The organism is Clostridium sp. CTA-7 (assembly GCF_054768095.1).
The window spans coordinates 416,623-440,999 of record NZ_BAAAAV010000004.1 but is presented as its reverse complement, the minus strand read 5'-3'; the positions used below and the strand labels follow the sequence as shown (position 1 = coordinate 440,999).

Below are 24,377 nucleotides of genomic sequence, written 5' to 3'. Positions count from 1 at the left end.
TTAAAATTCTCCAGTTAGAGAGGTTATAGTATCTGTTGGCATAATTATCTTTTTTGGTTCAGGTAATAAAATCCCATTAGATGAAGAAGGATATATATTATCAAAAAAAGAAAGTTGCTCAGAAGTTTCATTTTCTACTTTAGGTTTATCCATATAAAGTAATCTAGTTCTAATTTTTTCTTCATCAAAGGATACATCTCCATAATACTTACCTTTGCAGGTTATAAAATATTTAGCTCTTTTTAAAACTATTCCAAGCTTTCTTAAATCTTCAAAGGTTAAAGAATGAACTTTTCTTGTAATTAATATTCTTCTAGCTGAACGTACACCTATTCCTGGAATTCTAAGAAGGGTATCATAGGATGCTTTATTTATTTCTACTGGAAAATTTTCTATATTATTTAATGCCCAAGAAGTTTTAGGGTCAAAATTTAAATCAAAGTTATCATTTTCGTTTTTCAAAAGCTCCTTTGCTTTAAATCCATAAAACCTTAATAGCCAATCTGCTTGATATAATCTATGTTCCCTAACTAATGGTGGATGAGTAATATCAGGAAGGGCTTTTTCATTTCTTACTACAGGAACATAAGCAGAATAATAGACTCTTTTTAAATTGTATCTATTATACAAATTTTCTGATAAATTTAATATTTTATAATCACTTTCAGGAGTTGCACCAACAATAAGTTGTGTGCTTTGGCCACCAGGTACAAATAATGGTGCTGATTTTATGTTCTTCTTTAAATCTTTATTTTCTATTATTGAATTTTTTATAATACCCATTGGAGCTAAGATATTTTCTTTGCTTTTTTGTGGAGCGAGAAGTTTTAAGCTAGATGCTGATGGCAATTCTATGTTAACACTCATTCTATCAACATATTTTCCAGCTTCCTTTATTAATGATTCATCAGCTCCAGGTATAGCCTTTAAATGAATATAGCCATTAAATCTTTCTTCAGTTCTAAGTTTTTTTACTACCATTAAAAGTAGCTCCATAGTATAGTTAGGATTTTTAAAGATAGCAGAACTTAAAAATAATCCTTCAATAAAATTACGTTTATAGAAGTTAATAGTTAATGAGACTACTTCATCAGGAGTAAACATTGCCCTAGGAACATCTTTGCTATAAGCATTAACACAATATTTACAGTTATATATACAATAGTTGGTTAAAAGTATCTTAAGAAGAGATATACATCGTCCATCAGCAGTAAAGCTATGACAAATACCGCTATTTGAAGCATTTCCTAACCCATTATTAGAATTTTTTCTTTTAGATCCAGAAGAAGAACAGGACACATCATATTTAGCAGCAGCTGAAAGAATATTAAGCTTTTCGTCTATATTCAAAGAGATCACCTTTCTTTATTTTTTAGAGGAAATTATAAAAAGCTTACCCTCTGAATAACTTTTTATAATTTCCATCCTTCAGTTTTGAAGTTCACCTATGTAATTTTGCGATGACTTGGAGCAAAGCGACGGAATAAGCAAAACTTACATAGGTGAGCTTTTTTATAAAGTATTTAAAATAATTATACAGAACAAATGTTCTTATTTCAATATGTAATTAAATATAAATTCATAAATTACTAATTTCATAATTATTGAATAAATAGAGGTTAAGTAGGATAATATAGAAGGTGATAAAGTTTACGGAGGTAGGATTATGTTTACTATTATGGCAATAAAAATAGAACCTAGAGTATCAATTGCACCAACAGTTCAAGAGGTTTTAACAAGATACGGATGTATAATCCAAACTAGGTTAGGTTTACATGAAGCAAGCAAGACATCTTGTGCTAACTCAGGTCTTGTAATATTAAATTTAATTCATGATGAAAAAGAAGAAATCAATAAGCTTATGGAAGAATTAAATGCAATTGAGGGTGTTACAGCAAAATTAATAGAAGTATAGTACTATTTAAATATTAACCATTTATTAAGTGGTTAATATTTTTTTATTATTAGAGTATAAAAAAGATATATAATAATATTATTTTTAATAATATATAAATAGTGACTTGGAGATTTTTTACTTGCAATTAGTAAAATTAATTATATAATTATTATTGCTAAATAATGATTATTATATAAAGATAGAAAGGAAGATAAATTAATGAAAAAATCTATAAAAATATCTGCTTTAATATGCAGTATGATTTTAACTGTTACTTTATTTGCAGGATGTCAAAAAAGTAATAAAAAAACTATAAATGTCTTAAACTATGGAGAAAATATAGCAGAAGGAGTAATTGAAGAGTTTGAAGATAAGTACAATGTAAAAGTAAATTATAAAACTTTTGATGATATGGAGACTATGTATATAGAAGTATCTTCAGGAAAAACAAAATGGGATGCAATTTTAGTTGCAGATTATATGGCAGATAGAATGATCCAAGAAGGATTGCTTCAAAAAATAGATAAAGAAAAAATTCCAAATTTAAAGGAAATGAATGAAAATGATATGGGACAAGCTTATGATCCTAATAATGAATATACTGTACCATATATGAATGGAACAATAGGAATAATATATAATAAAGATTTAGTTAATGAAACAGTTGATAGCTGGGATATAATGTGGAATGAAAAATATAAGAAGCAAATATTTGTATTAGATGCTCAAAGAGATGCTATAGGGATGGCACTTAAAAAGTTAGGATACTCACTAAATACAACTAATGAAAAAGAACTTGAAGAAGCTAAAAATTTACTAATAAAACAAAAACCATTAGTATTAAAGTATGGAGCTGACGAGGTTAAAGATTTGATGACTTCGGGAGAAGCATCCATTGCTATGATATGGTCTGGAGAAGGGTTAACTTTAGCCGATGAAAATGAAAATTTAGAGTATGTAATTCCGAAAGAAGGAGCTAATTACTGGTTAGATTCATGGGCAATTCCAACTAATGCAAGTGATAAAGCAACAGCTGAGGAATTTATAAACTTTGTAAGTAAAAAAGATAATGCTTATAAAATAGCAGAGGAGATAGGTTATACAACTCCAAATAAGCTAGCTATGGAGGAGCAATCAGAAGAAGTTAAAAATAATAAAGGTGCTTATATGCCAAAAGAAGTTATGGATAGATGTGAAGTTTATAGGTATTTACCACAAGATCAATTAAGATTATACGAAGAAGTTTGGAATGCTGTTAAAGCTGCAAATTAATTATAAGATATATAACATTTATATGAAATCTATAATACAATAGTAAAAGGATATACTATATTTAATTGTTCTTAAAAAAATATTAATATTGTATTAACCTAATAGAATAAAACTTATAATGGGAGTATAATATTAATAACATCTACTAAAGGTATAGGAGTTGATTATTTTATGGACAGAGTTATAGATTTTAATGAATTAAAAAATAGAGTAAATGATAAAGATATAGATAAATTTGAATCATATATGTATTCTCTTTATTATGATATGTCTTCTGGAAAATTAAATATGGCCGATTTTACAAAAAAGATTATGGCTTATATGGAGGAAAATAACATATCTCAAGATAAGTTCTTGAAAATGCAAACAAAGCTTATGGAAAGATACGGATTTGATGCTTCATCTATTGAAGAGCAGGTAAAGTCATTAGGTCTTAATAATATTATTCCAGGAGCAGGTGATTTTGAAAAGACAAGAAAAACTATGAGCTTTCAAGAGAAGTATAAGGATAGACTAAAAGTTAGTACTGTAAATAGTTATTTTATTAAAAATGAAAAAAATGATGTAAGTATCTTAACAGAAGATATTAATGTAATTTTAAAAAGCTCAGGTAAAATTGATTTAACTGACTTAGAATTAAATGACTTTTTATGTTCTTATAAAAAGCTTGTTGAAAATAATCCTCTTAAAATATCTATCTGCGAAGATATAAAAGAATATGAATACTAAAATTGTTAAAAAAAATCTATTTATTTTGTAGAATTATAGTTTATAATAAATAAGGTGTGATTGGTGTCACATCTTATTTTTGTATGTAAGTTTAAATAAAGATTATATATTTATTTAAAGATAATAAAATTAAATTTGAAATAGGTAAATTTAGAATTAAAACAACAACCAGGAGGATAAAAATGAGCGTTTTAACAGTTAAAGATATGAGTCATGGCTTTGGAGATAGAGCTATTTTTGAAGATGTATCCTTTAGATTATTAAAGGGGGAACACGTTGGTCTTATTGGAGCAAATGGTGAAGGTAAGTCAACATTTATGAATATAGTAACAGATAAGCTTATGCCGGATGAAGGAAAGGTTATTTGGTCTAATAATGTTAGAGTTGGCTATATGGATCAACATGCAGCTTTAGTAAAAGGACAAAGTATAAGAGATGCTTTAAGAGATGCTTTTAAGTATTTATTTGATTTAGAAACAGAAATGAACTCTCTTTATGAAAAAATGGGAGATTGTACTCCAGAAGAACTAGAAAAAATGCTTGAAAGAACAGCAGTTATTCAAGATTTATTAGATCATAATGGTTTTTATGTAATAGATGCAAAGGTAGAAGAAGTGGCTAAAGGTCTTGGACTTTTAGATTTAGGTTTAGATAAAGATGTTGATGATTTATCAGGTGGACAAAGAACAAAGATACTACTTGGAAAGTTATTACTTCAAAATCCAGATATACTACTTTTAGATGAGCCTACTAACTATTTAGATGAAGAACATATAGAATGGCTTAAGAGATATTTAAATAATTATGAAAATGCATTTATATTAATTTCTCACGATATACCATTTTTAAATTCAGTAGTTAACTTAATTTATCATGTTGAAGAAAGAAAGTTAACAAGGTATGTTGGAGATTATTATGAATTTAAGAGATTATATGAAGAAAACAAAAAGAGATTAGAGCAAGCTTATGAAAAGCAACAAAAGGAAATAGCTAGATTGGAAGATTTCGTTGCAAGAAATAAAGCAAATGTTGCTACTGCTAATATGGCTAAATCAAGACAAAAGAAACTTGATAAAATGGAAGTAATAGAACTTTCAAAGGAAAAACCAAAGCCAGAGTTTAACTTTAAAATAGCAAGAACAGCTGGAAAAACAATATTTGAAACTGAAGATTTAGTTATAGGATATGATTCGCCACTAACTAAGCCATTAAACTTATTAATGGAGAGAGGACAAAAAATAGCTTTAGTTGGAGCAAATGGACTTGGTAAATCAACATTACTTAAAAGCTTACTAGGAATACAACAGCCACTATCAGGAAAAGTTCATAGAGGAGACTATCAACATATAGGTTACTTTGAGCAAGAAGATAGATCGGGAAATACAAATACTTGTATAGAAGAAGTGTGGCAAGAGTTTCCAAGTAAAACACAATACGAGATAAGAGCAGCACTTGCTAAATGTGGTTTAACAACAAAGCAATTAGAATCAAAGATTATGGTTTTATCAGGTGGAGAAGCTGCCAAGGTAAGATTATGTAAGATTTTAAATACAGAAACAAATATATTAATCCTAGACGAACCTACAAACCATTTAGATGTAGATGCAAAGGATGAATTAAAAAGAGCATTAAAGGAATACAAAGGATCAATTTTATTAGTATCCCACGAACCAGAATTCTATAGAGATGTAGTTACAGAAATTTGGAATTGTGAGGATTGGACAACTAAAATAGTATAATAGCTTGTTTTAGTACTATTGGATTTAGGATTATAAAGAGTGAACCGTACCTCAAGCAAATGAGATTAATAGACTTAGTTACTGGTGTTACTTGTAGGTGAGCAAATTAGGGAACATGAATGGGTAGATAAGATAATCGAACTATTAAATAATAAAAAATAAGATGCTTATAAAAATTTGATATATGATAAATAAGAAAAGCTTAGTGTTACATCACTAGGCTTTCTTTAGGATATTTATTCGATTACTTTGTTTTCTAAGTTGCTACGTCTACAATCCAGAGGGTTTAAGTTTATGTGATGTACAATTTCAGATTCAGTAGGATTCATTATAAGTTTATCTAAATGAATTCTACCCTGTGGAGTATTTGCGATAACCATGATAACTCCATTCTTCTTATATTGAACCCAGCTAAACTCGTCAGTTATAACAGTATTTAAATCTTCAGAAGAAATTAATGCCCTAGCATGTGGAGTGCCGTATTTATTAGTTAGGATGATAGCAATGGTGTTATCATCAACTTTTTCATATTGATTTTTCTGAGCACTTGGGACTATTTCTAAATTAGATTTTCTGTTATCTAGCATATTTCCATTAATATGTTTAACAGGAGCTTTTGGATTAGCATTTAAAATAACTGTTTGAAGACTTTGTTTTAAATGCTTAGTTCCTTTTGATTTGCTTATATTTTGAATTGTATAAGCATTAAAGTCTTTATTCCATTCAGCAAACCAAGTTCCCATAGATTTTATTCTTTCAACATCGTCAGCATCTATTTGGAAAACTAATTCACTTCCATCTTTCTTTAAAACAGTGGCATAAGCAATGTGTTCTTTAACATCAAATTTATTTTCAAAAGTTTTATAATTCATTAAATATTTACCTTCTTTCATAATGATCTAAATGAAAGTATAACATAGGATGAGTAAATTAGCTCTGTTATCTTTCAATTAATTAACATGATTTAAATAAAATTTTGAGAGAGGATTAACAAATGATTCAGAAGCTTTTAAACAATAAAAAAACCTTACAGTAAGAGTAAGGTTTTGGTTGCGGGAGCAGGACTTGAACCTACGACCTTTGGGTTATGAGCCCAACGAGCTACCAACTGCTCCATCCCGCGGTATTAAGTTTACATATTGGCTTAGCCAACTTGTATTATTAGTATATGCTTAATAAAGATTGATGTCAAAGCGAGATAACATCATATTGTGGAATATGATGACAAGAGATGGCTTAGCATGTCAGATGATATCAAATGCTACGAAATAAGAAAAAGTTAAATTAAGATTTAACACCATAGCTAATGATTTATAATAAATAAAATTCTATTCAAAACCAAATTATATTATATAAAAAAGCAACTTAAATAAATATATTTTAAAATATGCTTTGATTTTATGCTTAGTTATATAAATTTTGCTTAAATAAGATTAATAAATCATTTTCAACATTCACCTCATAATATTAGTTTTTAAAATAGTACATATTTATTTTTGTAAGTCAAATACTTTAAGATAAGTTATGGAATTTGTAGTGAGGATTTGACTACAAAGATTGAATAAAATATAAGAGTTAGTGAAATGCTAACTCTGTTTATTTTTATCTTCTTTCAGTTAATAAAGAGGGTTTGTTGTTACCTGTAGGTGAACTTTTATTTTTATATCATCTTCGGATAGCTCTTCTTTTGGAGTAATTCTAGTAGGAGTAAAGCGGTATAGTGTTAGTGATATAGGTAATAACAAAGCTATAATAATAAATCTTTTTATTTGCTTCATAAAATAAATCATCCTTTAGCTATAATAAAAACATTATATATCTAGTTGAAATAAGTGGTAATCGTAGCCAGTAGAACTCCTAAAAACATAAAGACATATTATTGTGGAAATGGTTGTGAGGAATGGACAACTAAAATAGTATAATGACAACTATTAGATAATTAATAAGAAGTAGCTTCAAGCCTTTATAATATTAAGGCTTGGAGCTTTTTGTTATCATGTAACAATCTTTAATATTTTTTGTCATATTTACTATATACCGGACCTTTTAGGTTATGAGTTAATATGCTTTTGTATAAATAAGCGAATAAAAATAATTAGAGTATAGTTGCATAGAGAAATAAAGTGAAACCAACAAACTGGATTTAATATTAATTTAAATATATAAATGAAAAAATCAATATATACAAAATTTATATAATAATGATATAATTAACTAGACAGGAAAAAGGAGGATGCATGATGAAAAAGAAATTTTTATTGCTAATTATGTCTATTTGTATTTTATCAACAAGTCTAATAGCATGTGGTAAAACAGAGAAAGATCAAAAGAGTGATAATAAACCTAAAGTAGAGGATAAAAAGGATAATTCTTCAGAGAAGGATGGTTCTAAGGATAGTAAATCAGATAATGATAAAGCTGTAGGAGATAGTAAAACACAGGATAGTTCATCTAATGCAAAAGGCAATGTAGCTGATTTAGAAGATTATACAGTAATAGTTGATGTTGAAGAAGGAATTAACTATAAAAAAGGTGATTATTCAGAGGTGGATTTTGCAGTTCAATTATTAAAAGATTTTTTTGCTGGAAAAAATATTGATGATAGAATAGTTAGTGATAATGATGATTATAGTGAGTTAATACCTATTACAGCTGAAGATAAATCAAAATTAGATAAAATGTTGAAGATGACTAGGTTAGAGCTTGATGTTGCTGATGGAAAGAATATTAATGTAGAGCCTTTAAAAATAGAAAAAGATATGACATTAATTGAAAATGCTAATTGTGACTTAAGCATCCAATTAAAGCTAATGCCAGAAGGTAGTGAGAAAGCATATTCAAATATGTATGGTGTAAATATATTTAAAATTAATGGTGAGTATAAAGGTAGAATATCTTAATGTAATATTATATTTTAGAAAATATATCTAATTTATAAAGGGTGAATATATTAAAGGTCAATAAGAGATCGTAAAATTAATACATATTTTGTTTTATAATGATAATATAGGTAGAATTGATCTGCTGAAAAACTAAATAAAATAATCTTAACAAAGATTTAGAGTTAAAACAGCTAATTATAAGGTTGAGAAGCATAAAAGTATTCTTAACCTTTATTTTATGAACAATAACATTGTGATTATAGACATAAAAATAAAATAATATATAAATTGAAGACAGTTCTATGATGAATTTAACTTTATAAGTTAATTGAATTGAGGTATAATCTTACTTATAGGTTATTGTAATTTATAATGAGGTGATTGAAAGTGATTGAAAATAACTGCGCTGTAGTTAGCTCTGCACAACGATTGTAAGACATGAAACAAGTTGTTCAGAGCTGATTTAAAAGATTAATTTGATATATATGTTTTATTAATCGTTGTGCCTTATTTACAAAATAAGTGTAGATAAAGGAGCAATGATTTATGAGATATGAAAAAGCGCAAGATATTCTTCCGGAGAAAATATTGAAAATAGTTCAGGAATATATAGATGGAGAATATCTATATATCCCAAGAAAAGATGAAAATAAAAAGACTTGGGGAGAGAACAGTGGAGCCTTGAAGGAGTTGGATATTAGAAATAGAAAGATTATATGCAAATATAAAGAGGGAACTTCTGTAAAGGAATTATCTACTGCCTTTTATTTAAGCGAGGCTAGTATAAGAAGAATATTGAGATTGTATAAAAATAGGGAAGTATATTCCCCGTGATTATAAGCAGGTAATATGACTTAGGTTATAGGTTGTATCACCTGCTTTTTTGATAGAGATCTTTACAGAAATGTTTATGAACTTGTAGTTTTGATTTAGAACATGCTAAGCTAAAATAGATGATTGTTACGAATGCTTTTCTCTTGAAGCAATGGGAAATAGCAATAGTTAGAAATTAAATAAAAGAGGGGAATTAACAAATGAGTATTTTGAAAGTGACTAACATGTCACAGGGGTTTGGGGATAAACAGATTTTTAATGATGTGTCTTTTAATTTATTAAATGGAGAGCATATTGGTCTAGTTGGTGCTAATGGAGAGGGAAAGACTACCTTCCTAAAGCTGATTACCAATGAAATATTGCCAGATCAAGGAACCATAGAGTGGAACAGAAAGGTTTCAGTTGGCTATATGGATCAAAATGTGAAACTTAGAGATGAGGATACAGTGAGGATGTATTTGCGAACAGCTTTTACAGAGCTTTTTAATATAGAGAAAAATTTAAATAAGATATATGAAAATATGAGTACCATGGCTGGGGAAGAAATGGAGAAGGCCCTTAATAAAATAGGAGTATTACAGGAAACCTTAGAGAAAGGTGAGTTCTATTCCATAGAATCTAAAATAGAAGGAATAGCCACAGGTCTTGGGTTTAAAGATTTACTGGATAGAGGAACCTCGCAATTAAGTGGTGGACAGAGGAGCAAGATATTACTTGGGGAATTGCTCCTAGAAAAACCTGATATTTTGCTTTTGGATGAGCCAACAAATCACTTGGACGAGGAGAATATAGAATGGCTCAAGGGATATTTATCAAACTATGAAAATGCTTTTATAGTAATCTCCCATGATAATACATTTTTAAATAGTGTTATCAATGTAGTTTATCATTTAGAAAATAAAAAATTAACTAGGTATGTGGGCAACTATGAGAAGTTCCTAAAATTGTACGATGAGAGAAAAACACAGATATTAATAGACTATAATAAACAACAGAAGGAGATTGAAAGTCTTGAGGATTATATAAGAAAGAATAAGGTTAGGGCATCTACAGCTGCTATGGCAAAGTCCAGAGAGAAGAAGCTTAATAAAATCCAGAGAATAGAAATAGTAAAAAACAAGCCTAAACCACATTTCATTTTTCAGGAATCTAGCCCTTCTGGAAGTTTAATCTTTGAAACAAAGGATTTAGTCATTGGCTATGAAAGACCATTGACCTCTCCATTAAATTTAAAGATGATGAGTGGGGATAAGATTGCTCTTATAGGTGCTAATGGAATAGGTAAAACTACGCTTTTAAAGAGTTTGATAGGGTTATTGAACCCAATAGACGGAGAGGTAACTCTAGGAGTCCTTCAGAATATCGGTTATTACCAGCAGGAAGTGAAGGAAGAGGTTACAAATAAATCTGTGATAAAAGAATTATGGGATGAGTTTCCCAATGATAGCCAAACTCAGATAAGAACAAAGCTTGCTAGGTGTGGATTAACTAGGGAGCATATTGAAAGTACCATGGATATCTTAAGTGGTGGAGAACAAGCAAAAGTAAGGCTTTGTAAGCTTTTAAATAAGCCGACTAACATTTTGATTCTAGACGAGCCAACAAATCACCTAGATGTTGATGCCAAAGATGAGCTAAAAAGAGCGTTAAAAGAATATAAAGGCAGCATTCTTTTAGTATGCCACGAACCAGAGTTCTACAAAGATGTGGTAACAGATGTGTGGAATTGTGAGAAATGGACAACAAAAGAATAGTAAAGTTTATAAATTTTAAGAGTTAGCTTGTTGCTAGCTCTTTTGGTATAATTAAGAATAGATAGTTAATTGTGTTAAGGGGAAAAAAGTTAATAAGTAGTAACTAGGAGAATATATGAAAATTAATATTAAATACTTAATAGCTTTCATTACTTTATTTTTAATTGAGGTTGGAATTGCACTTTTTATAAATGATAGAATTATTAGGCCATATATTGGAGATATTCTAGTAATTATATTAATGTATACTTTTATAAGAAGTTTTATTAAAGAGCCAATACGGTTTTTAGCTATATATTTATTTGTTTTTGCAGCATTTGTTGAAGGTATGCAATATTTTAACATCCTAGAAGTTATGGGGTTACAAGATAATAAAATACTTTCAATTATTCTTGGTAGTACATTTGATATACAGGATATTCTATGTTATTTAATTGGAAGTATAATTTTAATAATATGGGATAAGATGGAGACTTTAAAGACGAATTTGTATTAGAGAACATTGATGGACGTTGGATAGCCTTTAGCATTAAAGAGTAATGATAAATACTAACTTATTGACAAGTATTACCAGAGTGGTAAAATATAATTGATAATATTTTTCAATAGGAGGAGTTATGTTTAAAGAATTTTTTAATAAATATAAGGAGTATGCCAGTGATTACAATGGAGGATTATCTAGCCATATACCTATGGTAAGCTATTCACTATATGAGTTAGGAGTTCCTTTTAATGAAATAGAAGAATATTTAGACAAAACAATTGAGAGAATAAAAATATCTAAGGAAGATTTTACGAAGTTATACAATATAGATGATGAAAATTTTGACAAATATTTAGGTATTGAAGATTCTCTAGGTTCATATTATGATTATTTTTCTCAAAAAATAAATAAATCAAATTATTTAGAGATAATAGGAGAATTTTTACCTAAATTAATTAGGGGAGTTGCAGCTCGGGCTTTTCATCCATTGATTAGATTATCATTTGCTGTAAGAAGTGAAAATGAGGAAGAGGTTATAAAATCATTAAGTTATTTCGCTTCAACCTTTGCAGCACATCAATTTGATGTTCTACCGCCTAAAGCAGAAAATCCATTAGAGTCTCTTAAAATACTTGTAGAATCAGTTAAGGATGAAGAGTGTAGTGGAAATTTAATTGTTGATAGGATAGAAAAGATATACAGATTAGATGGATTTAAGAAGAATGCTTTTACTTTGAAAGGAAATGATTCAGAGGTATTATCACAATTGGATATAATTATAAATAAATTATTTGTAGAGACTAAGAATTTTACAATATTACATGCAGTTACATCTAAAGAGGCACTTAAAAACTTATTGCCTTTAGTTAAGGATAAGGAATATATATTACAGGATTATTGGTTAGCTATTTTAGCTGCTCATATTACAATAGGTAGTCCTGAAGTTATAGATTTAAGTGTTGATATTCCACAAAATTTACCTGAATTTAAGGATATAATAAAGGTAAGTATTAATTCGAATAATGATCATACAATAAAACTTGTAAATGCATGTAGGCTTGAATTTGAAAAATCAGGTGACGAAGTATATAAGTACATGGCATATTTAAAAACTTTAAATTAATAAGTAAGCCTTCCAATACTACTTGGAAGGTTTTTTATATTGCTTTGATAACCATTGGCTATTCAAGTGGATAAAATGGCTTTAGCTCTGAGTAAAAAAGAACTCCCATGATAGAATGAAAGCGACTGACAATCGTAAAACAAAAAATCATAGCAGGTGTCATATAGGTAACGACATAGAAAGCTTATCACATACAGAATGGAGGTGCCAATATCATATAGTATTTGCACCGAAATATAGAAGACAGGTTATATATGAAAAGTATAAATTAGAAACTGGTAAGATATTACGTGAAATATTTAAAAGAAATGTATTATAAATTATAGGGACTAATGCATGACCTGATCATATAAATATGCTTGTAACAAATAAAATATATTTAGGAAATTATTTAAAAAAGCAAAATAATTCTTGACTTAGAGTTAACTCCAAGTAATATAATGTAGTTAAGTTATCCTTAGGAAAAGTGTTCTCAGGTGGAGAAATTAGTGAAATGGGAATTACTAAAAGTGCTGGCATGAAAGTAATCTTAGATTATTTTAATATAGATAAAGAGGATATATATGCCATTGCTATGGGACATGCTCCAGAGGAAATAAAAGAATTATGTGAATATATTACAGAAGATATTGACCATGATGGTTTATATTATGCTATGAAAAATTATGATTTAATTTAAAATATAATAAAACTATATATGGATAATGTTACAATGATGGGGCTTTGAAAATCATATAGTAGTTCCAGAAGAAGTGGCTGTATCAGATTGAACAAAAATGTTCAATCTGATACAGCCACTTTATTTAAACTTATATGTTTTGATTTCTAAATTGACTTGGAGTTAAACCAACAATACTTTTAAAAGATTTACAGAAGTTCCCTTGATCACAAAAACAAAGAAGAGTAGATATTTCTAAAATACTTTTATTTGTTGTAATAAGAAGCACCTTAGCTCGATTAATTTTTAGCTCTTTAAAGTACTTCATTATTGAGATTTCCATATTTTTTTTAAAAGTATTTGATAAATATCCAACAGATAAGTTTAGATCAGTAGCTATTTCTTCTAAAGTAGTATTATTTTCTATATGAATATAAAGATAGCCTATTATTTTATTTAAGATTAGGTTGTTTTTTAATTCAACATAATTAATTAATATATCAAAATATGAGTTAATCATATCGATTTCTAGTTGTTGCAAAGTATATAACTTTTTAGCATTTTGTATAGCGTTGTAATATTTATTATACAAAGTGTGAAGATATGTCTTTGTACTACCATTTCTAACTACTTCTCTAGCAAATATTACATTCCACATTATAAGATCATTTTGTTTGGTTACTATTAGTAAATTTTCTTTTGTTTCATTCTCATGTTTATCTAAAGTTAAGTTTAGTAAAGTATTACGATCTTTATTTTCTATTAAAAAAGTAATCTCATTAATAAATAGAAATTCATCAGAATCATACATAGCCTTATCCCCCAAAAAAAGTAATATTAAATAAATTATATAACAATTAGAGGAAAATACATACAAAATAAACAAAAAAATTCAATTTAAAACAAAAGTTAATTTTAATAATAAGTATAATAAAAATATAAAGGTTGCAATCGTTTTCTAGTTATTAGCTTAATTATGGAGGGATTATTTATGAATAAAAAAGTCAAATTAATTGCATCAATGCTTACAGTGGTAATGGGAGTTTCAGCGTTGTGGGGATGTGCAAGTAGTAATAATAGTAAAAAAAATAATGCTAAAGAAATAGTTGTATGGTCAAATTTAATGGACAATGAAGTTGAAGCTGTAAATGAAATAGCTCAACAATGGGCAAAAGATAATAATAAGAAAGTTAAGGTTTTAAAAGATAATTCAGGTTATCAAGAATTCTTGCAAGCAGCAAATTCAGCTAAAGGACCAGATATGTTATTTGGAATTGCACATAATAATTTAGGTACATTCCAGGCAGCTGGATTATTAGAAGAAGTGCCAAGTGATTTCGTTAATAGAGATGATTATGTAGGTAGTAATGTATGGGATGCAGTTTCATATGATGGAAAGGCTTATGGTGTTCCGATTTCAATGGAAACATACGCGTTATTCTATAATAAGGATATTGTTAGTAAATTACCAGAAACTATGAATGAATTAGTAGAGCAAGCTAAAGCCCATGGACCATCAGGATTCCAATTTCCGATTAATGATTTCTACTATACAGCAGCATTTGTTCAATCATATGGTGGATATGTGTTTGGTGGTGGAAATGGTAGTTTAGATGTTAATGATTTAGGTTTTAATTCCGAAGGTTCTATAAAAGCATATCAATACTTACAAGATTTAGTTCAAAAGGACAAGTTTATGGTTCCAGATATAACAGGTGATATAGCAAATAATTCTTTTAAATCTGGTGAAGCAATATTTTATATTGGTGGACCATGGGATGTAAGTGGTTTTAAAGAAGCAGGAGTTAATTTTGGTATTACTGCAATCCCTAAAATTAATGGAGTACCAGCAAAATCATTTATGGGTGTTCAATCAGCATTTGTAAGTAGCAAATCCGAGTCTAAGGATGATACATGGAAGTTAATGAAATATTTAATTGAAAATAGTGGTGATAAATTATATGAAGTGGGTAATAGAATTTCAGTTCTTAAATCAGAATTAGAGAAGAGTGAAGTTGCTAATAATGACTATACTAAAGGTTTTATAGCGCAATTAAAATCTGCAGTTCCAATGCCAAACGTTTCCGAAACTCAAGCTATTTGGGATGGAGTTAAAAATATACAAAGAATATTATTAGGTGAAGATCCAAAGACTGTTGCGGAAGATATCCAAAGGGCAGTTAAAGATGCTATAGGAGTATCAAAATAATTAATTATGCTCCCAAATTTTATTTGTTTTTAAGAGGAATGGACTTAAGCCTTCCTCTTAATTACTAATTAGATTATCAGTATCAATAAAGAGTTGCTTTGGTGGAGGAGGAAATGTATGAAGAAAGAAAAAATTAGATATAAAGATAATATTAAAGCATATAAGTATCTAGCGCCAGCATTAATTAGTATTGCCATTTTAAGTGTACTACCTACTTTATACAATATCTTTTTAGCATTTACTGATTATAGTATAAAAAATCAGAATTATCCTTATGGAAGTGAAAATGGATGGAGCATAGTAGGGTTATATCAATTTAAACAAGTATTAGTTGGTCCATTAAAATCAGAATTCTTTCCTCTTTTAATATGGACATTAATTTTTACAACAATATCAACTCTAGGTTGCTATTTAGTTGGTCTAATATTTGCACTTGTACTTAACGATAAAAATATGAAGGAATCATTTATATATAAAGGTCTATTAATAATACCTTGGGCATTACCAGGGGCTATAACTATAATTTCATATAAAAGTTTGTTTAACAGTCAGTATGGAGCTATAAATATTATACTTCAAAACTTACACATTATTAATGAGCCAGTAATGTGGCTAACAACACCTTTTTCAGCAAGATTAGTAGTGATATTAGTAAATATTTGGCTTGGATTTCCCTATATGATGAATGTCTGTATAGGGTCATTAACAGCTATTCCAACTACTTATTATGAGGCAGCAGATATAGATGGAGCTAGTGGTATACAAAAGTTCTTTAAGATAACTTTACCATCATTAGCAAAAACCTCATATCCTTTATTAATTGCTAATTTTGCTTTTAATTTTAATAACTTTAATTCAGCATTTTTATTGACAGAGGGAGGACCAACAAAGGCAGGATCATCATTTGCAGGTTGGACAGACCTCTTAGGCTCTGCAACATATAAAATGTCAACTAGTCAAGGGAATTTTGGGCTAGGTGCTGCAATGTCAATATTGATTTTTATAATAATTGCAGCATTATCAATAATTAATATGAATATTTCAGGTCAGTTTAAGGAGGTGGAAGATTAATGGCAGAGAGTAATCTTAATATCAAAGTTAAAAATAAGGAAAGTATTACTGTATATAACTTACAATATAAACGTAAAATATCTGTTAGGGAAAGAAGCATATTATGGATAAAAAGAATATTTATTTGGATATCAATACTAGTAATATTGTTTCCTGTATTTGCAATAGTTTCTGCATCCATATCTTCTGGTACAAGCTTTATGCAAAAATCATTAATCCCGCAGACAATAACATTTGAGAATTATAAAGCAGTTTTATTAAATAATAATGGATTTTTAAAATGGATGGTAAACACTACCTTTGTTGCCTTATTAGTTTCTACTGCCCAAATATTAATGACTTTGCCAGCAGCATATGCTTTTTCAAGATTTAAATTTAGAGGTAAGAAAAAAGGATTAATGGGATTACTTATAATTCAAATGTTTCCAGCAAGTATGACAGTACCAGCGATACTAGCTGTAGCATATAAATTTCAATATGGTATGGATAATTTATGGTTTTTATCCTTAATCCTTTGTACAGGGAGTGCTTATAATATTTGGCTAATGAAAGGTTTTATGGATGGACTACCAAAGGAATTAGATGAAGCAGCGAAGGTGGATGGTGCAACTACATGGCAAGTATTTACAAATATAATTTTACCATTAAGTAAGCCTATGGCAGTAGTAATATTCTTCTTTTCATTTATTGGTCTATTTGGAGAATTTGTATTCTCTTCTGCCTTAATTAAAGAAAAGTCAATGAGATTAGTTGTAGTAGGGTTAAAAGGGTTAATGGGTGATAAAGTAACAAATTGGCCACAGTATGCAGCAGCATCAGTAATGGTATCAATACCTCTTGCAATTGTATTTATGTCTATACAAAGGTTTATTGCAAGTGGATTAGTTGCTGGAGCAGTTAAGGAATAATTATAGGAGGAACTAGAGGTGAATAGACACGCAATATACCATATAACAGATGTACCATATGCTTATGGAAAAGATTTAGATACCTTATCAATAGTTTTACGAACAGCTAAAAATGATATAAAAAAATGTGAACTATATTATAAAGATAGATATGATTGGGAAAATGACTTTAATGTAGTTGAAATGTATATAAAGAATAAAACAGATTTATTTGATTATTATCATGTAGACATTTCTGTAGATAGAAATAGATACAGATATTATTTCAAGTTAACTGATTTATATGGAAATTCATTTTACCTAGATGAAAGAGGTATAAGGAATAGTGAGATAGATAGAAAGGAAGCTACAGCATTTCAGTATCCATATATAGCTAAAGGGGATTTATATGATGAAGTGAAATGGCTTCAGGAATCTGTAGTATATCAAATTTTTGTTGATAGATTTTGTAATGGAGACAGTAGTAATAATCCACCTAATGTGTTGGAATGGGGAGAAGATGTAACAAGGACTTCTATGTTTGGAGGAGATCTTAAGGGGATTATTAATAATCTAGATTATTTAATGGAATTAGGAATAGATTTAATATACTTAACTCCAATATTTAAATCTTCATCAAATCATAAGTATAATATAGGTGATTATTTTGTAATAGATCCACAGTTCGGTGATATTGAAGATGCTAAAGAGTTAGTTAAACAGTGTCATAAAAGAAATATAAAAATAGTATTAGATGCAGTTTTTAATCACTCAGGAGATGATTTTTTTGCCTTCAAAGATATTGTTAAAAATGGTGATAGCTCTTTATATAAGGATTGGTATTTAGTAGATTCCTATCCTATTGATAAAGAAAAGGTTAATTACTATACTTTTGCAAATAATGTTTATACAATGCCTAAGTTTAATATTTCCAATAAAGAAGTTACGCAATATTTATTAAATGTAGCTAAATTTTGGATTGATGAAGTAGGAGTTGATGGTTGGAGGCTTGATGTTTGTGATGAAGTTGATCATGATTTTTGGAGAGCATTTAAGAAAACAGTAAAAGAAGCAAATCATAATGCAATTATTGTTGGAGAAATAATGCATGAAGCAACATCATTTTTAAAGGGGGATCAACTTGATAGCATTATGAATTATCCTTTTAAAGGAGCTTTGATAGATTTTTTCGCTAAAAGATCTATATCGGTTCAGCAATTTAGTGAAATTTTAGCTCAAAACAGGGTTATATATATAGAATCTATAACTAGACAATTATGGAATTTATTTGGAAGCCATGATACACAAAGATTTTTAACAGAATGCAAAAGTGATATTAAAAGAATGAAGTTAGCCATAGCTTTTCAATTTTGTTATATAGGAGTTCCATATATATACTACGGAGATGAAATAGGTTTAGATGGAGGAGAGGAACCATTATCAAGAAAATGTATGATATGGGATAAAGAAAAGCAAAAAAGAGAATTATTTGATTTATACAAAAGGTTAATAAAGATAAGAAAAGAAAATAGTGAACTTATTTACGGTGAATATAATGAGATTTATTGTAACAATAATGTTATAGTGTTTGAAAGGGTCAATAATGATAACAATAAGGTTATTGTTGCAATTAATAATAATGAGATTGAGGTAGAAGTAGAATTAAATTTATATAAAAATTTTAAAGAGCTATTAAATAATAATGATAGAGAAATTGAGGAAAATTTAGTTTTAGCTCCAATGGAATTTAAAATTTTAAAAATGATAAAGTAGAAATATTTATTTAATACAAAGATATCCTAAATTAATGTTTAAAAATGAAATTTAAGGAGGATGTATAAATGAAAACTTTAAGAAGATTTGGAATTTCAATGTTATCATTAGTATTGCTTATAGTAAGTTATGTAGGTCCAGTTAACTATAAGACAGTATTTGCTCAATCCAATACAGAAACTTATGCCACAAGTCAAAATGGAATAAATAAGGTTGATTACTCAAAGGATGTAATCTATCAGGTAGTAACTGATAGGTTTTATGATGGAAATAAAGCAAATAACCCTACAGGAGGGTTATATGATTCAACTAAGAGTGATTATAAAAAATATTTTGGAGGGGATTGGCAAGGAATTATAGACAAAGTTAATGATGGATACTTAACTAATATGGGAATAACTGCTCTATGGATTTCCCAACCAGTTGAAAATATCTACTCAGTATTAAATTCAGGAGGAACAGCTTATCATGGATATTGGGCTAGAGATTTCAAGAAAACTAATCCAGCCTTCGGTAATTTTGATGATTTCAGAAGATTAGTTGATACTGCTCATAGTAAGGGAATAAAAGTAATAATTGATTTTGCACCTAATCATACTTCCCCAGCATCAGAGGATACTCCTACTTATGCTGAAAATGGAAAGTTATATGATAATGGCACATTACTTGGTGGATTAACTAACGATAGTAAAAATTTATTTAATCATTATGGTGGAACAGATTTTTCAACCTTAGAAGATGGAATATATAGAAACCTATATGATTTAGCAGACTTAAACCATTTAAATTCAACTGTAGATTCCTACTTTAAAGCTGCAATTAAATTATGGTTAGATATGGGCATTGATGGTATTAGAATGGATGCAGTAAAACATATGCCTTTTGAATGGCAAAAGAGTTTTATGGATACTATTTATTCTTATAGACCTGTGTTTACATTTGGAGAATGGTTTTTAGGTGCTGGAGAAGTAGATTCTAATAATAGTAATTTTGCTAATAATAATGGAATGAGTTTATTAGATTTTAGATATGCACAAACAGTTAGACAAGTTTTCAGAGATAAAAAAAGCAATATGTATGCATTAGATTCAATGTTTACGTCAACATCAACAGATTATGAACACATTAATAATCAAGTAATTTTTGTTGATAACCATGATATGGACAGATTCTCAACTTCAAATAATAATACATCTGTAGATCAAGCATTAGTTTTAACACTTACATCAAGAGGGGTACCAGCAATATACTATGGAACAGAGCAATATATGAAAGGTGATGGAGACCCATATAATAGAGGAATGATGAGTGGATTTAATACTAATACCAATGCTTATCAAATCATTAAAGCATTATCACCTTTAAGGCAATCAAATTCTGCCCTTGCTTATGGTAATACAAAGCAAATATGGATAAATAATGATGTTTATATTTATGAAAGAAAATTTGGTGATGATGTTGTAGTTATTGCTTTAAATAAGGGAAGTAGTAGTGTAAATATTAGTGGTTTATTGACATCATTACCATCAGGTAATTATAGCGATGTATTAGGTAAACGAGTTAATGGAAATGATATAGCAGTAAATAAAGGGACAGCTTCTAATTTTAATTTAGCCGGAAATTCTGCTGCAGTATGGAGTTATAATACAAATACTAGCACCCCTAATATAGGAAACGTAGCCCATCCAATGGCTAAAGTAGGACAAGAAGTAGTTATAACAGGAGAGGGCTTTGGAAGTGGAAAAGGAACTGTAAGTTTTGGTAATGTTGCTGCAGAGGTTGTATCTTGGACTGATAGTGAGGTAAAGGTTAAAGTACCTAATATTTCTGCAGGAAAGGTAGCAGTTTCACTTCAAACAGCTGGAGGTATAAAAAGTAATATTTATGAAAATTATGATGTGGTAAGTGGTGACTTAGTGACTGTAAGATTTGTTGTGAAAAATGCTACGACAAATTTGGGCGAAAATCTTTATCTTGTTGGGAGCGTTCCTGAGTTAGGTTCATGGGATGTCAACAAAGCTGTTGGATCCTTATATAATCAAGTAGTATATAGGTATCCAACGTGGTACTATGATGTAAGTGTACCCGCAGGAACAAGTATCGAGTACAAATTCATTAAGAAAAATGGAAAAGTAGTAACTTGGGAGGGGGGGAATAATCATATATATACAGTACCTACAAATTCAACAGGTACAGTAGTTGTTGACTGGCAATAATAGAAATACAAGAAATTATGAATAGTGAATAGGAAAAGTTATGAGTGTATCATAAAAAATAGATATCATAAAAGAAAAGTACACATAGAGATAAATTTAATCTTTATGTGTACTTTTTAATTTAGAAGAATGATAAGGGTATAATAAAGTTGAAAGGAAGATTAGATAGAGGTATAATTTTAAATTATATGTTTAGAGGTGATAGTGTATGATAGAATGTGAATTATGTGGAAACTGTATTCATGAAGATGATATAAGAGAATGTCCAGAATGTTTAAAGGAAATGTGTGAAGAATGCTATGAAAGACATGTTCCTATTTGTTTTTATGTCTCCGAGAGTGATTATATAGATACATATGATGAGTAGATTATACTTCTTAAAGGTATGAAAGAAAATTTTATAATCCTTGAAGCTAATATTTATTTTAATCATATTATAGGATATATTTACCTTTTGATTGACTGAAAAAAATTGATATAATAATTGTTAATCAAAAGATAGTAAATATAGTTTTATATATAGTATGGAGAAGAGGTATGGAGCAATATAAGATTTTAGGTGTAGATGAAAATGCATCAATGGAAGAAATAAAAATAGCATATGAAAACAAAGTAAATAAATTAAAAGAAGAAGTTAAAGATGAAAGAAGAGCAAAGGCTTTTATAAAAGTATTTGATAAAGCTTATGAAGAAATAAAATTTGAAAGAGAAAAAAATCAGTATAAAGAAACTTTTGTTAATGATTCTAATAAAAATAGCTTAAATGAGAATCTACAAAAAAATTTTAAAAGAGATATTTGGGATGAGTATGATAATTTTCAAGATGATGATAAATCAGAAATTAAGAAGAGAAGTAAAAAATCATCTTCTAATAATTCATTAATGAATAAACAAAAAAGTGATAAAAAGAAACCTTCAATAGATAGAAATAAGGAAAGCAATAAAGAAAAGTATAAAAGAGATAATACTAAAAAAGTCGCAAATAGGAAAAAAAGTGAATCATCTACGATAAGTGAAGCAATTAACATACTATTAAAAATAATAGTATTACCTGTAATAGCTGTATTATCTATAATAATATTTTTATGTAAGGTAATAAATTTAATATCTTGGATTGCAACTAAGATTATTATAATAGGAGCAATAGCAGTTGCGTCTATACATGGATATCAAGTTTATATTGGACAACCTATGCATTATGAAGTATTTGTATTATGTGCTGTGGCATTTGTAGTTTCTCTATTTTTACCAAGCATTTTAAAAGTAGTTCCATCAATATTAGGTAAAATAAATGATAAATTAAAAAACTTTGTTTTTTAAGATTAAAAAGTTGGATTTTGTATAACTTTAATTTAAAGATGAAGACCTCTAGTAAACACTCATCTACAAGGAAGATTTGATACATATCCAAAGAGAAGAGGAATTGCAAGAGTTAAAGAGCTTAATGAAGCAGGGATAAATGTATGCTTTGGACATGATGATATATTTGATCCATGGTATCCAATGGGAACAGGAAATATGTTAGAAGTAGTTCATTTTGGATTACATGTATGCCAAATGATGGGCTATGATGATATAAATGAATCATTAAAATTTATATCAATGAATAGTGCAAGGACTTTAAATATTGAAGATAAATATGGAATAGAAATAGGGAAGCCAGGTAACTTAATTTTACTAAATGCTGAAAGTGGTTATGATGCTGTTAGAAGAAGAGCAGAAGTTTTATATTCTATAAGAAAAGGAAAAGTAATTGTTAAAACTATACCAAGTAAATCATTTATAAATATAAATAAAGAAAAAGAAGTGAATTTTAAAAAATAATTATCAAATAGATTTAAGATTTTCTGATATATAGAGTATTAATTTAATCTATAGAAATAATACAGTAGATAGTATTCCGAAAAAGGAATCTGTCTACTGTTTTGCTTTATTAAGAGATTTATATTGTTTTATGTTTTATTTTCAACCAATATTATAATTAGTGTACTAAAAAATCATCTTTTTGGGACAATATAATTAGGCATTACTTTTGAAAGGATGATTTAAATGAATAGAGAAGAATTAACATATTATAAAAATAAACTTAATCAAGAAAAAAAGAGAATTACTGATCTTATTGACCAATTAGATAATAATGGAATGACTAGATTTAATGCAGAGGTTTCAAGTGAGTTATCATTCTATGACAATCACCCAGCTGATATAGCTAGTGAGACCTTTGAAGTTGAGAAAGGTAGGGCTCTTGAAGCGAATGAAAGGGGATTACTAGATAAAATAGACGATGCATTAAGAACTATAGATGAAGGAAGCTATGGTAAGTGTAAAACATGTGGAAAAGATATTGATAAAGAGAGATTAGAGTTTTTACCTTATGCAGTAAATTGTATTGAATGTCAAGATGTTGTTAGTGCAGTAAAAACTTATAATTCTAATAAGAGAGTAGTTGAAGAAAGTGTAATTGGTACACCATTTGTGCATAGAGCTGGGCAACATGATAAAGATGAGGTCGGGTTTGATGAAGAGGATAGTTACCAAGCAGTAGGAAGATTTAATGAGATTAGGAATGTAGCAGAATATGATTATGATGAGGATAAGGATGATAATGATTATGTTGAGGAAATTGAAAAAATAAGCAATCAGCAATATAAGAATCAATTACCTGATTAAATTTTATTATAAATAGACATAAAGCCAATATTAAATAGCAACTAATGATTATAAGAAAGTATAAGCACTTTAAAGTATGAGTGTATGATTACATATAGGATTCTAATTGGAACACTTTGTTTACATATGGTGAAGTATGTAAAAAGTGTTCTATAGAATCAGAAGGGAATAGCCGTAGA

The 24,377-nt window shown here is 28.5% G+C and carries 22 protein-coding genes, 1 tRNA gene and 2 pseudogenes; 20 read left to right on the top strand and 5 right to left on the bottom strand.

What is annotated here, in order from left to right:
- Positions 1-1,350 (bottom strand): putative DNA modification/repair radical SAM protein, encoded by a 1,350-nt coding sequence (locus ACYUEX_RS10935; RefSeq protein WP_460288137.1) that lies wholly within the window; start codon positions 1,348-1,350, stop codon positions 1-3.
- 316 nt (positions 1,351-1,666) lie between these two features.
- On the opposite strand from ACYUEX_RS10935, the gene ACYUEX_RS10930 reads away from it, so the two are divergent.
- The 4 genes from ACYUEX_RS10930 to ACYUEX_RS10915 all read left to right on the top strand — a co-directional run bounded on the left by ACYUEX_RS10930 (position 1,667) and on the right by ACYUEX_RS10915 (position 5,637).
- Positions 1,667-1,915 (top strand): CPF_0552 family protein, encoded by a 249-nt coding sequence (locus ACYUEX_RS10930; protein ID WP_322413374.1) that lies wholly within the window; start codon positions 1,667-1,669, stop codon positions 1,913-1,915.
- 201 nt (positions 1,916-2,116) lie between these two features.
- The gene (locus ACYUEX_RS10925) at positions 2,117-3,169 is read left to right on the top strand and encodes an ABC transporter substrate-binding protein (RefSeq protein WP_460288135.1); all 1,053 of its coding nucleotides are present in this window, start codon (positions 2,117-2,119) and stop codon (positions 3,167-3,169) included.
- Between the two features lie 171 nt (positions 3,170-3,340).
- The gene (locus tag ACYUEX_RS10920) at positions 3,341-3,898 is read left to right on the top strand and encodes a DUF3867 domain-containing protein (protein ID WP_411170241.1); all 558 of its coding nucleotides are present in this window, start codon (positions 3,341-3,343) and stop codon (positions 3,896-3,898) included.
- Positions 3,899-4,080: 182 nt separating this feature from the next.
- Positions 4,081-5,637, top strand: coding sequence for an ABC-F family ATP-binding cassette domain-containing protein (locus ACYUEX_RS10915; RefSeq protein WP_460288134.1), 1,557 nt, complete (start codon positions 4,081-4,083; stop codon positions 5,635-5,637).
- A 236-nt stretch (positions 5,638-5,873) separates the two neighbouring features.
- On the opposite strand, the gene ACYUEX_RS10910 is transcribed toward ACYUEX_RS10915, so the two are convergent.
- From ACYUEX_RS10910 to ACYUEX_RS10900, 3 genes are all read right to left on the bottom strand, one after another.
- Complete coding sequence (locus ACYUEX_RS10910) at positions 5,874-6,509, bottom strand: hypothetical protein (RefSeq protein ID WP_460288133.1); 636 nt, start codon at positions 6,507-6,509, stop codon at positions 5,874-5,876.
- 175 nt (positions 6,510-6,684) lie between these two features.
- A tRNA-Met gene (locus ACYUEX_RS10905) sits at positions 6,685-6,760 on the bottom strand.
- Between the two features lie 493 nt (positions 6,761-7,253).
- Positions 7,254-7,415: a hypothetical protein gene (locus tag ACYUEX_RS10900; RefSeq protein ID WP_460288132.1), complete on the bottom strand. Its 162-nt coding sequence runs from the start codon at positions 7,413-7,415 to the stop codon at positions 7,254-7,256.
- Between the two features lie 462 nt (positions 7,416-7,877).
- Between ACYUEX_RS10900 and ACYUEX_RS10895 the strand changes: the two genes are divergently transcribed.
- The 7 genes and pseudogenes from ACYUEX_RS10895 to ACYUEX_RS10865 all read left to right on the top strand — a co-directional run bounded on the left by ACYUEX_RS10895 (position 7,878) and on the right by ACYUEX_RS10865 (position 13,393).
- Entirely contained in the window at positions 7,878-8,537 is a 660-nt protein-coding gene (locus ACYUEX_RS10895) for a hypothetical protein (protein WP_460288131.1), read from the top strand.
- 528 nt (positions 8,538-9,065) lie between these two features.
- Positions 9,066-9,353 (top strand): CD3324 family protein, encoded by a 288-nt coding sequence (locus ACYUEX_RS10890; RefSeq protein WP_460288129.1) that lies wholly within the window; start codon positions 9,066-9,068, stop codon positions 9,351-9,353.
- Between the two features lie 200 nt (positions 9,354-9,553).
- Positions 9,554-11,107 carry an ABC-F family ATP-binding cassette domain-containing protein gene (locus ACYUEX_RS10885; RefSeq protein ID WP_460288128.1) on the top strand — a complete coding sequence of 518 codons (1,554 nt, stop codon included), beginning with the start codon at positions 9,554-9,556 and terminating at the stop codon, positions 11,105-11,107.
- Between the two features lie 115 nt (positions 11,108-11,222).
- Positions 11,223-11,603: a ribosomal maturation YjgA family protein gene (locus tag ACYUEX_RS10880; protein ID WP_460288127.1), complete on the top strand. Its 381-nt coding sequence runs from the start codon at positions 11,223-11,225 to the stop codon at positions 11,601-11,603.
- 121 nt (positions 11,604-11,724) lie between these two features.
- Positions 11,725-12,714, top strand: a complete 990-nt coding sequence (locus tag ACYUEX_RS10875) for a questin oxidase family protein (protein ID WP_460288126.1) — start codon at positions 11,725-11,727, stop codon at positions 12,712-12,714.
- A 115-nt stretch (positions 12,715-12,829) separates the two neighbouring features.
- Positions 12,830-13,021 (top strand): annotated as a pseudogene (locus tag ACYUEX_RS10870) (transposase); the annotation flags it as partial.
- A 186-nt stretch (positions 13,022-13,207) separates the two neighbouring features.
- On the top strand, positions 13,208-13,393 hold the full coding sequence (locus ACYUEX_RS10865) for an HAD family hydrolase (protein ID WP_460288125.1): 186 nt from the start codon (positions 13,208-13,210) through the stop codon (positions 13,391-13,393).
- A gap of 130 nt (positions 13,394-13,523) precedes the next feature.
- Here the strand turns inward: ACYUEX_RS10865 and ACYUEX_RS10860 are convergent, their stop codons facing one another.
- Entirely contained in the window at positions 13,524-14,183 is a 660-nt protein-coding gene (locus ACYUEX_RS10860; RefSeq protein WP_460288124.1) for a helix-turn-helix domain-containing protein, read from the bottom strand.
- A 180-nt stretch (positions 14,184-14,363) separates the two neighbouring features.
- Between ACYUEX_RS10860 and ACYUEX_RS10855 the strand changes: the two genes are divergently transcribed.
- The 9 genes and pseudogenes from ACYUEX_RS10855 to ACYUEX_RS10815 all read left to right on the top strand — a co-directional run bounded on the left by ACYUEX_RS10855 (position 14,364) and on the right by ACYUEX_RS10815 (position 24,198).
- A complete protein-coding gene (locus ACYUEX_RS10855) occupies positions 14,364-15,581 on the top strand; it encodes a sugar ABC transporter substrate-binding protein (protein ID WP_460288123.1) in 1,218 nt (405 codons plus the stop codon).
- Between the two features lie 117 nt (positions 15,582-15,698).
- The gene (locus ACYUEX_RS10850; protein ID WP_460288122.1) at positions 15,699-16,652 is read left to right on the top strand and encodes a carbohydrate ABC transporter permease; all 954 of its coding nucleotides are present in this window, start codon (positions 15,699-15,701) and stop codon (positions 16,650-16,652) included.
- A complete protein-coding gene (locus tag ACYUEX_RS10845; RefSeq protein ID WP_460288121.1) occupies positions 16,652-17,560 on the top strand; it encodes a sugar ABC transporter permease in 909 nt (302 codons plus the stop codon). Before ACYUEX_RS10850 ends, ACYUEX_RS10845 begins: the two co-directional genes overlap by 1 nt.
- Before the next feature lie 18 nt (positions 17,561-17,578).
- Positions 17,579-19,312 (top strand): glycoside hydrolase family 13 protein, encoded by a 1,734-nt coding sequence (locus ACYUEX_RS10840; RefSeq protein WP_460288120.1) that lies wholly within the window; start codon positions 17,579-17,581, stop codon positions 19,310-19,312.
- Between the two features lie 68 nt (positions 19,313-19,380).
- The gene (locus ACYUEX_RS10835; protein WP_460288119.1) at positions 19,381-21,528 is read left to right on the top strand and encodes an alpha-amylase family glycosyl hydrolase; all 2,148 of its coding nucleotides are present in this window, start codon (positions 19,381-19,383) and stop codon (positions 21,526-21,528) included.
- 208 nt (positions 21,529-21,736) lie between these two features.
- Positions 21,737-21,895: a hypothetical protein gene (locus tag ACYUEX_RS10830; RefSeq protein WP_460288118.1), complete on the top strand. Its 159-nt coding sequence runs from the start codon at positions 21,737-21,739 to the stop codon at positions 21,893-21,895.
- A 170-nt stretch (positions 21,896-22,065) separates the two neighbouring features.
- On the top strand, positions 22,066-22,848 hold the full coding sequence (locus ACYUEX_RS10825) for a hypothetical protein (protein ID WP_460288117.1): 783 nt from the start codon (positions 22,066-22,068) through the stop codon (positions 22,846-22,848).
- A 45-nt stretch (positions 22,849-22,893) separates the two neighbouring features.
- Positions 22,894-23,352: pseudogene (locus ACYUEX_RS10820) on the top strand (amidohydrolase family protein); the annotation flags it as partial.
- 225 nt (positions 23,353-23,577) lie between these two features.
- Positions 23,578-24,198: a TraR/DksA C4-type zinc finger protein gene (locus ACYUEX_RS10815; protein WP_411170258.1), complete on the top strand. Its 621-nt coding sequence runs from the start codon at positions 23,578-23,580 to the stop codon at positions 24,196-24,198.
- The last annotated feature ends 179 nt before the right edge of the window (positions 24,199-24,377 follow it).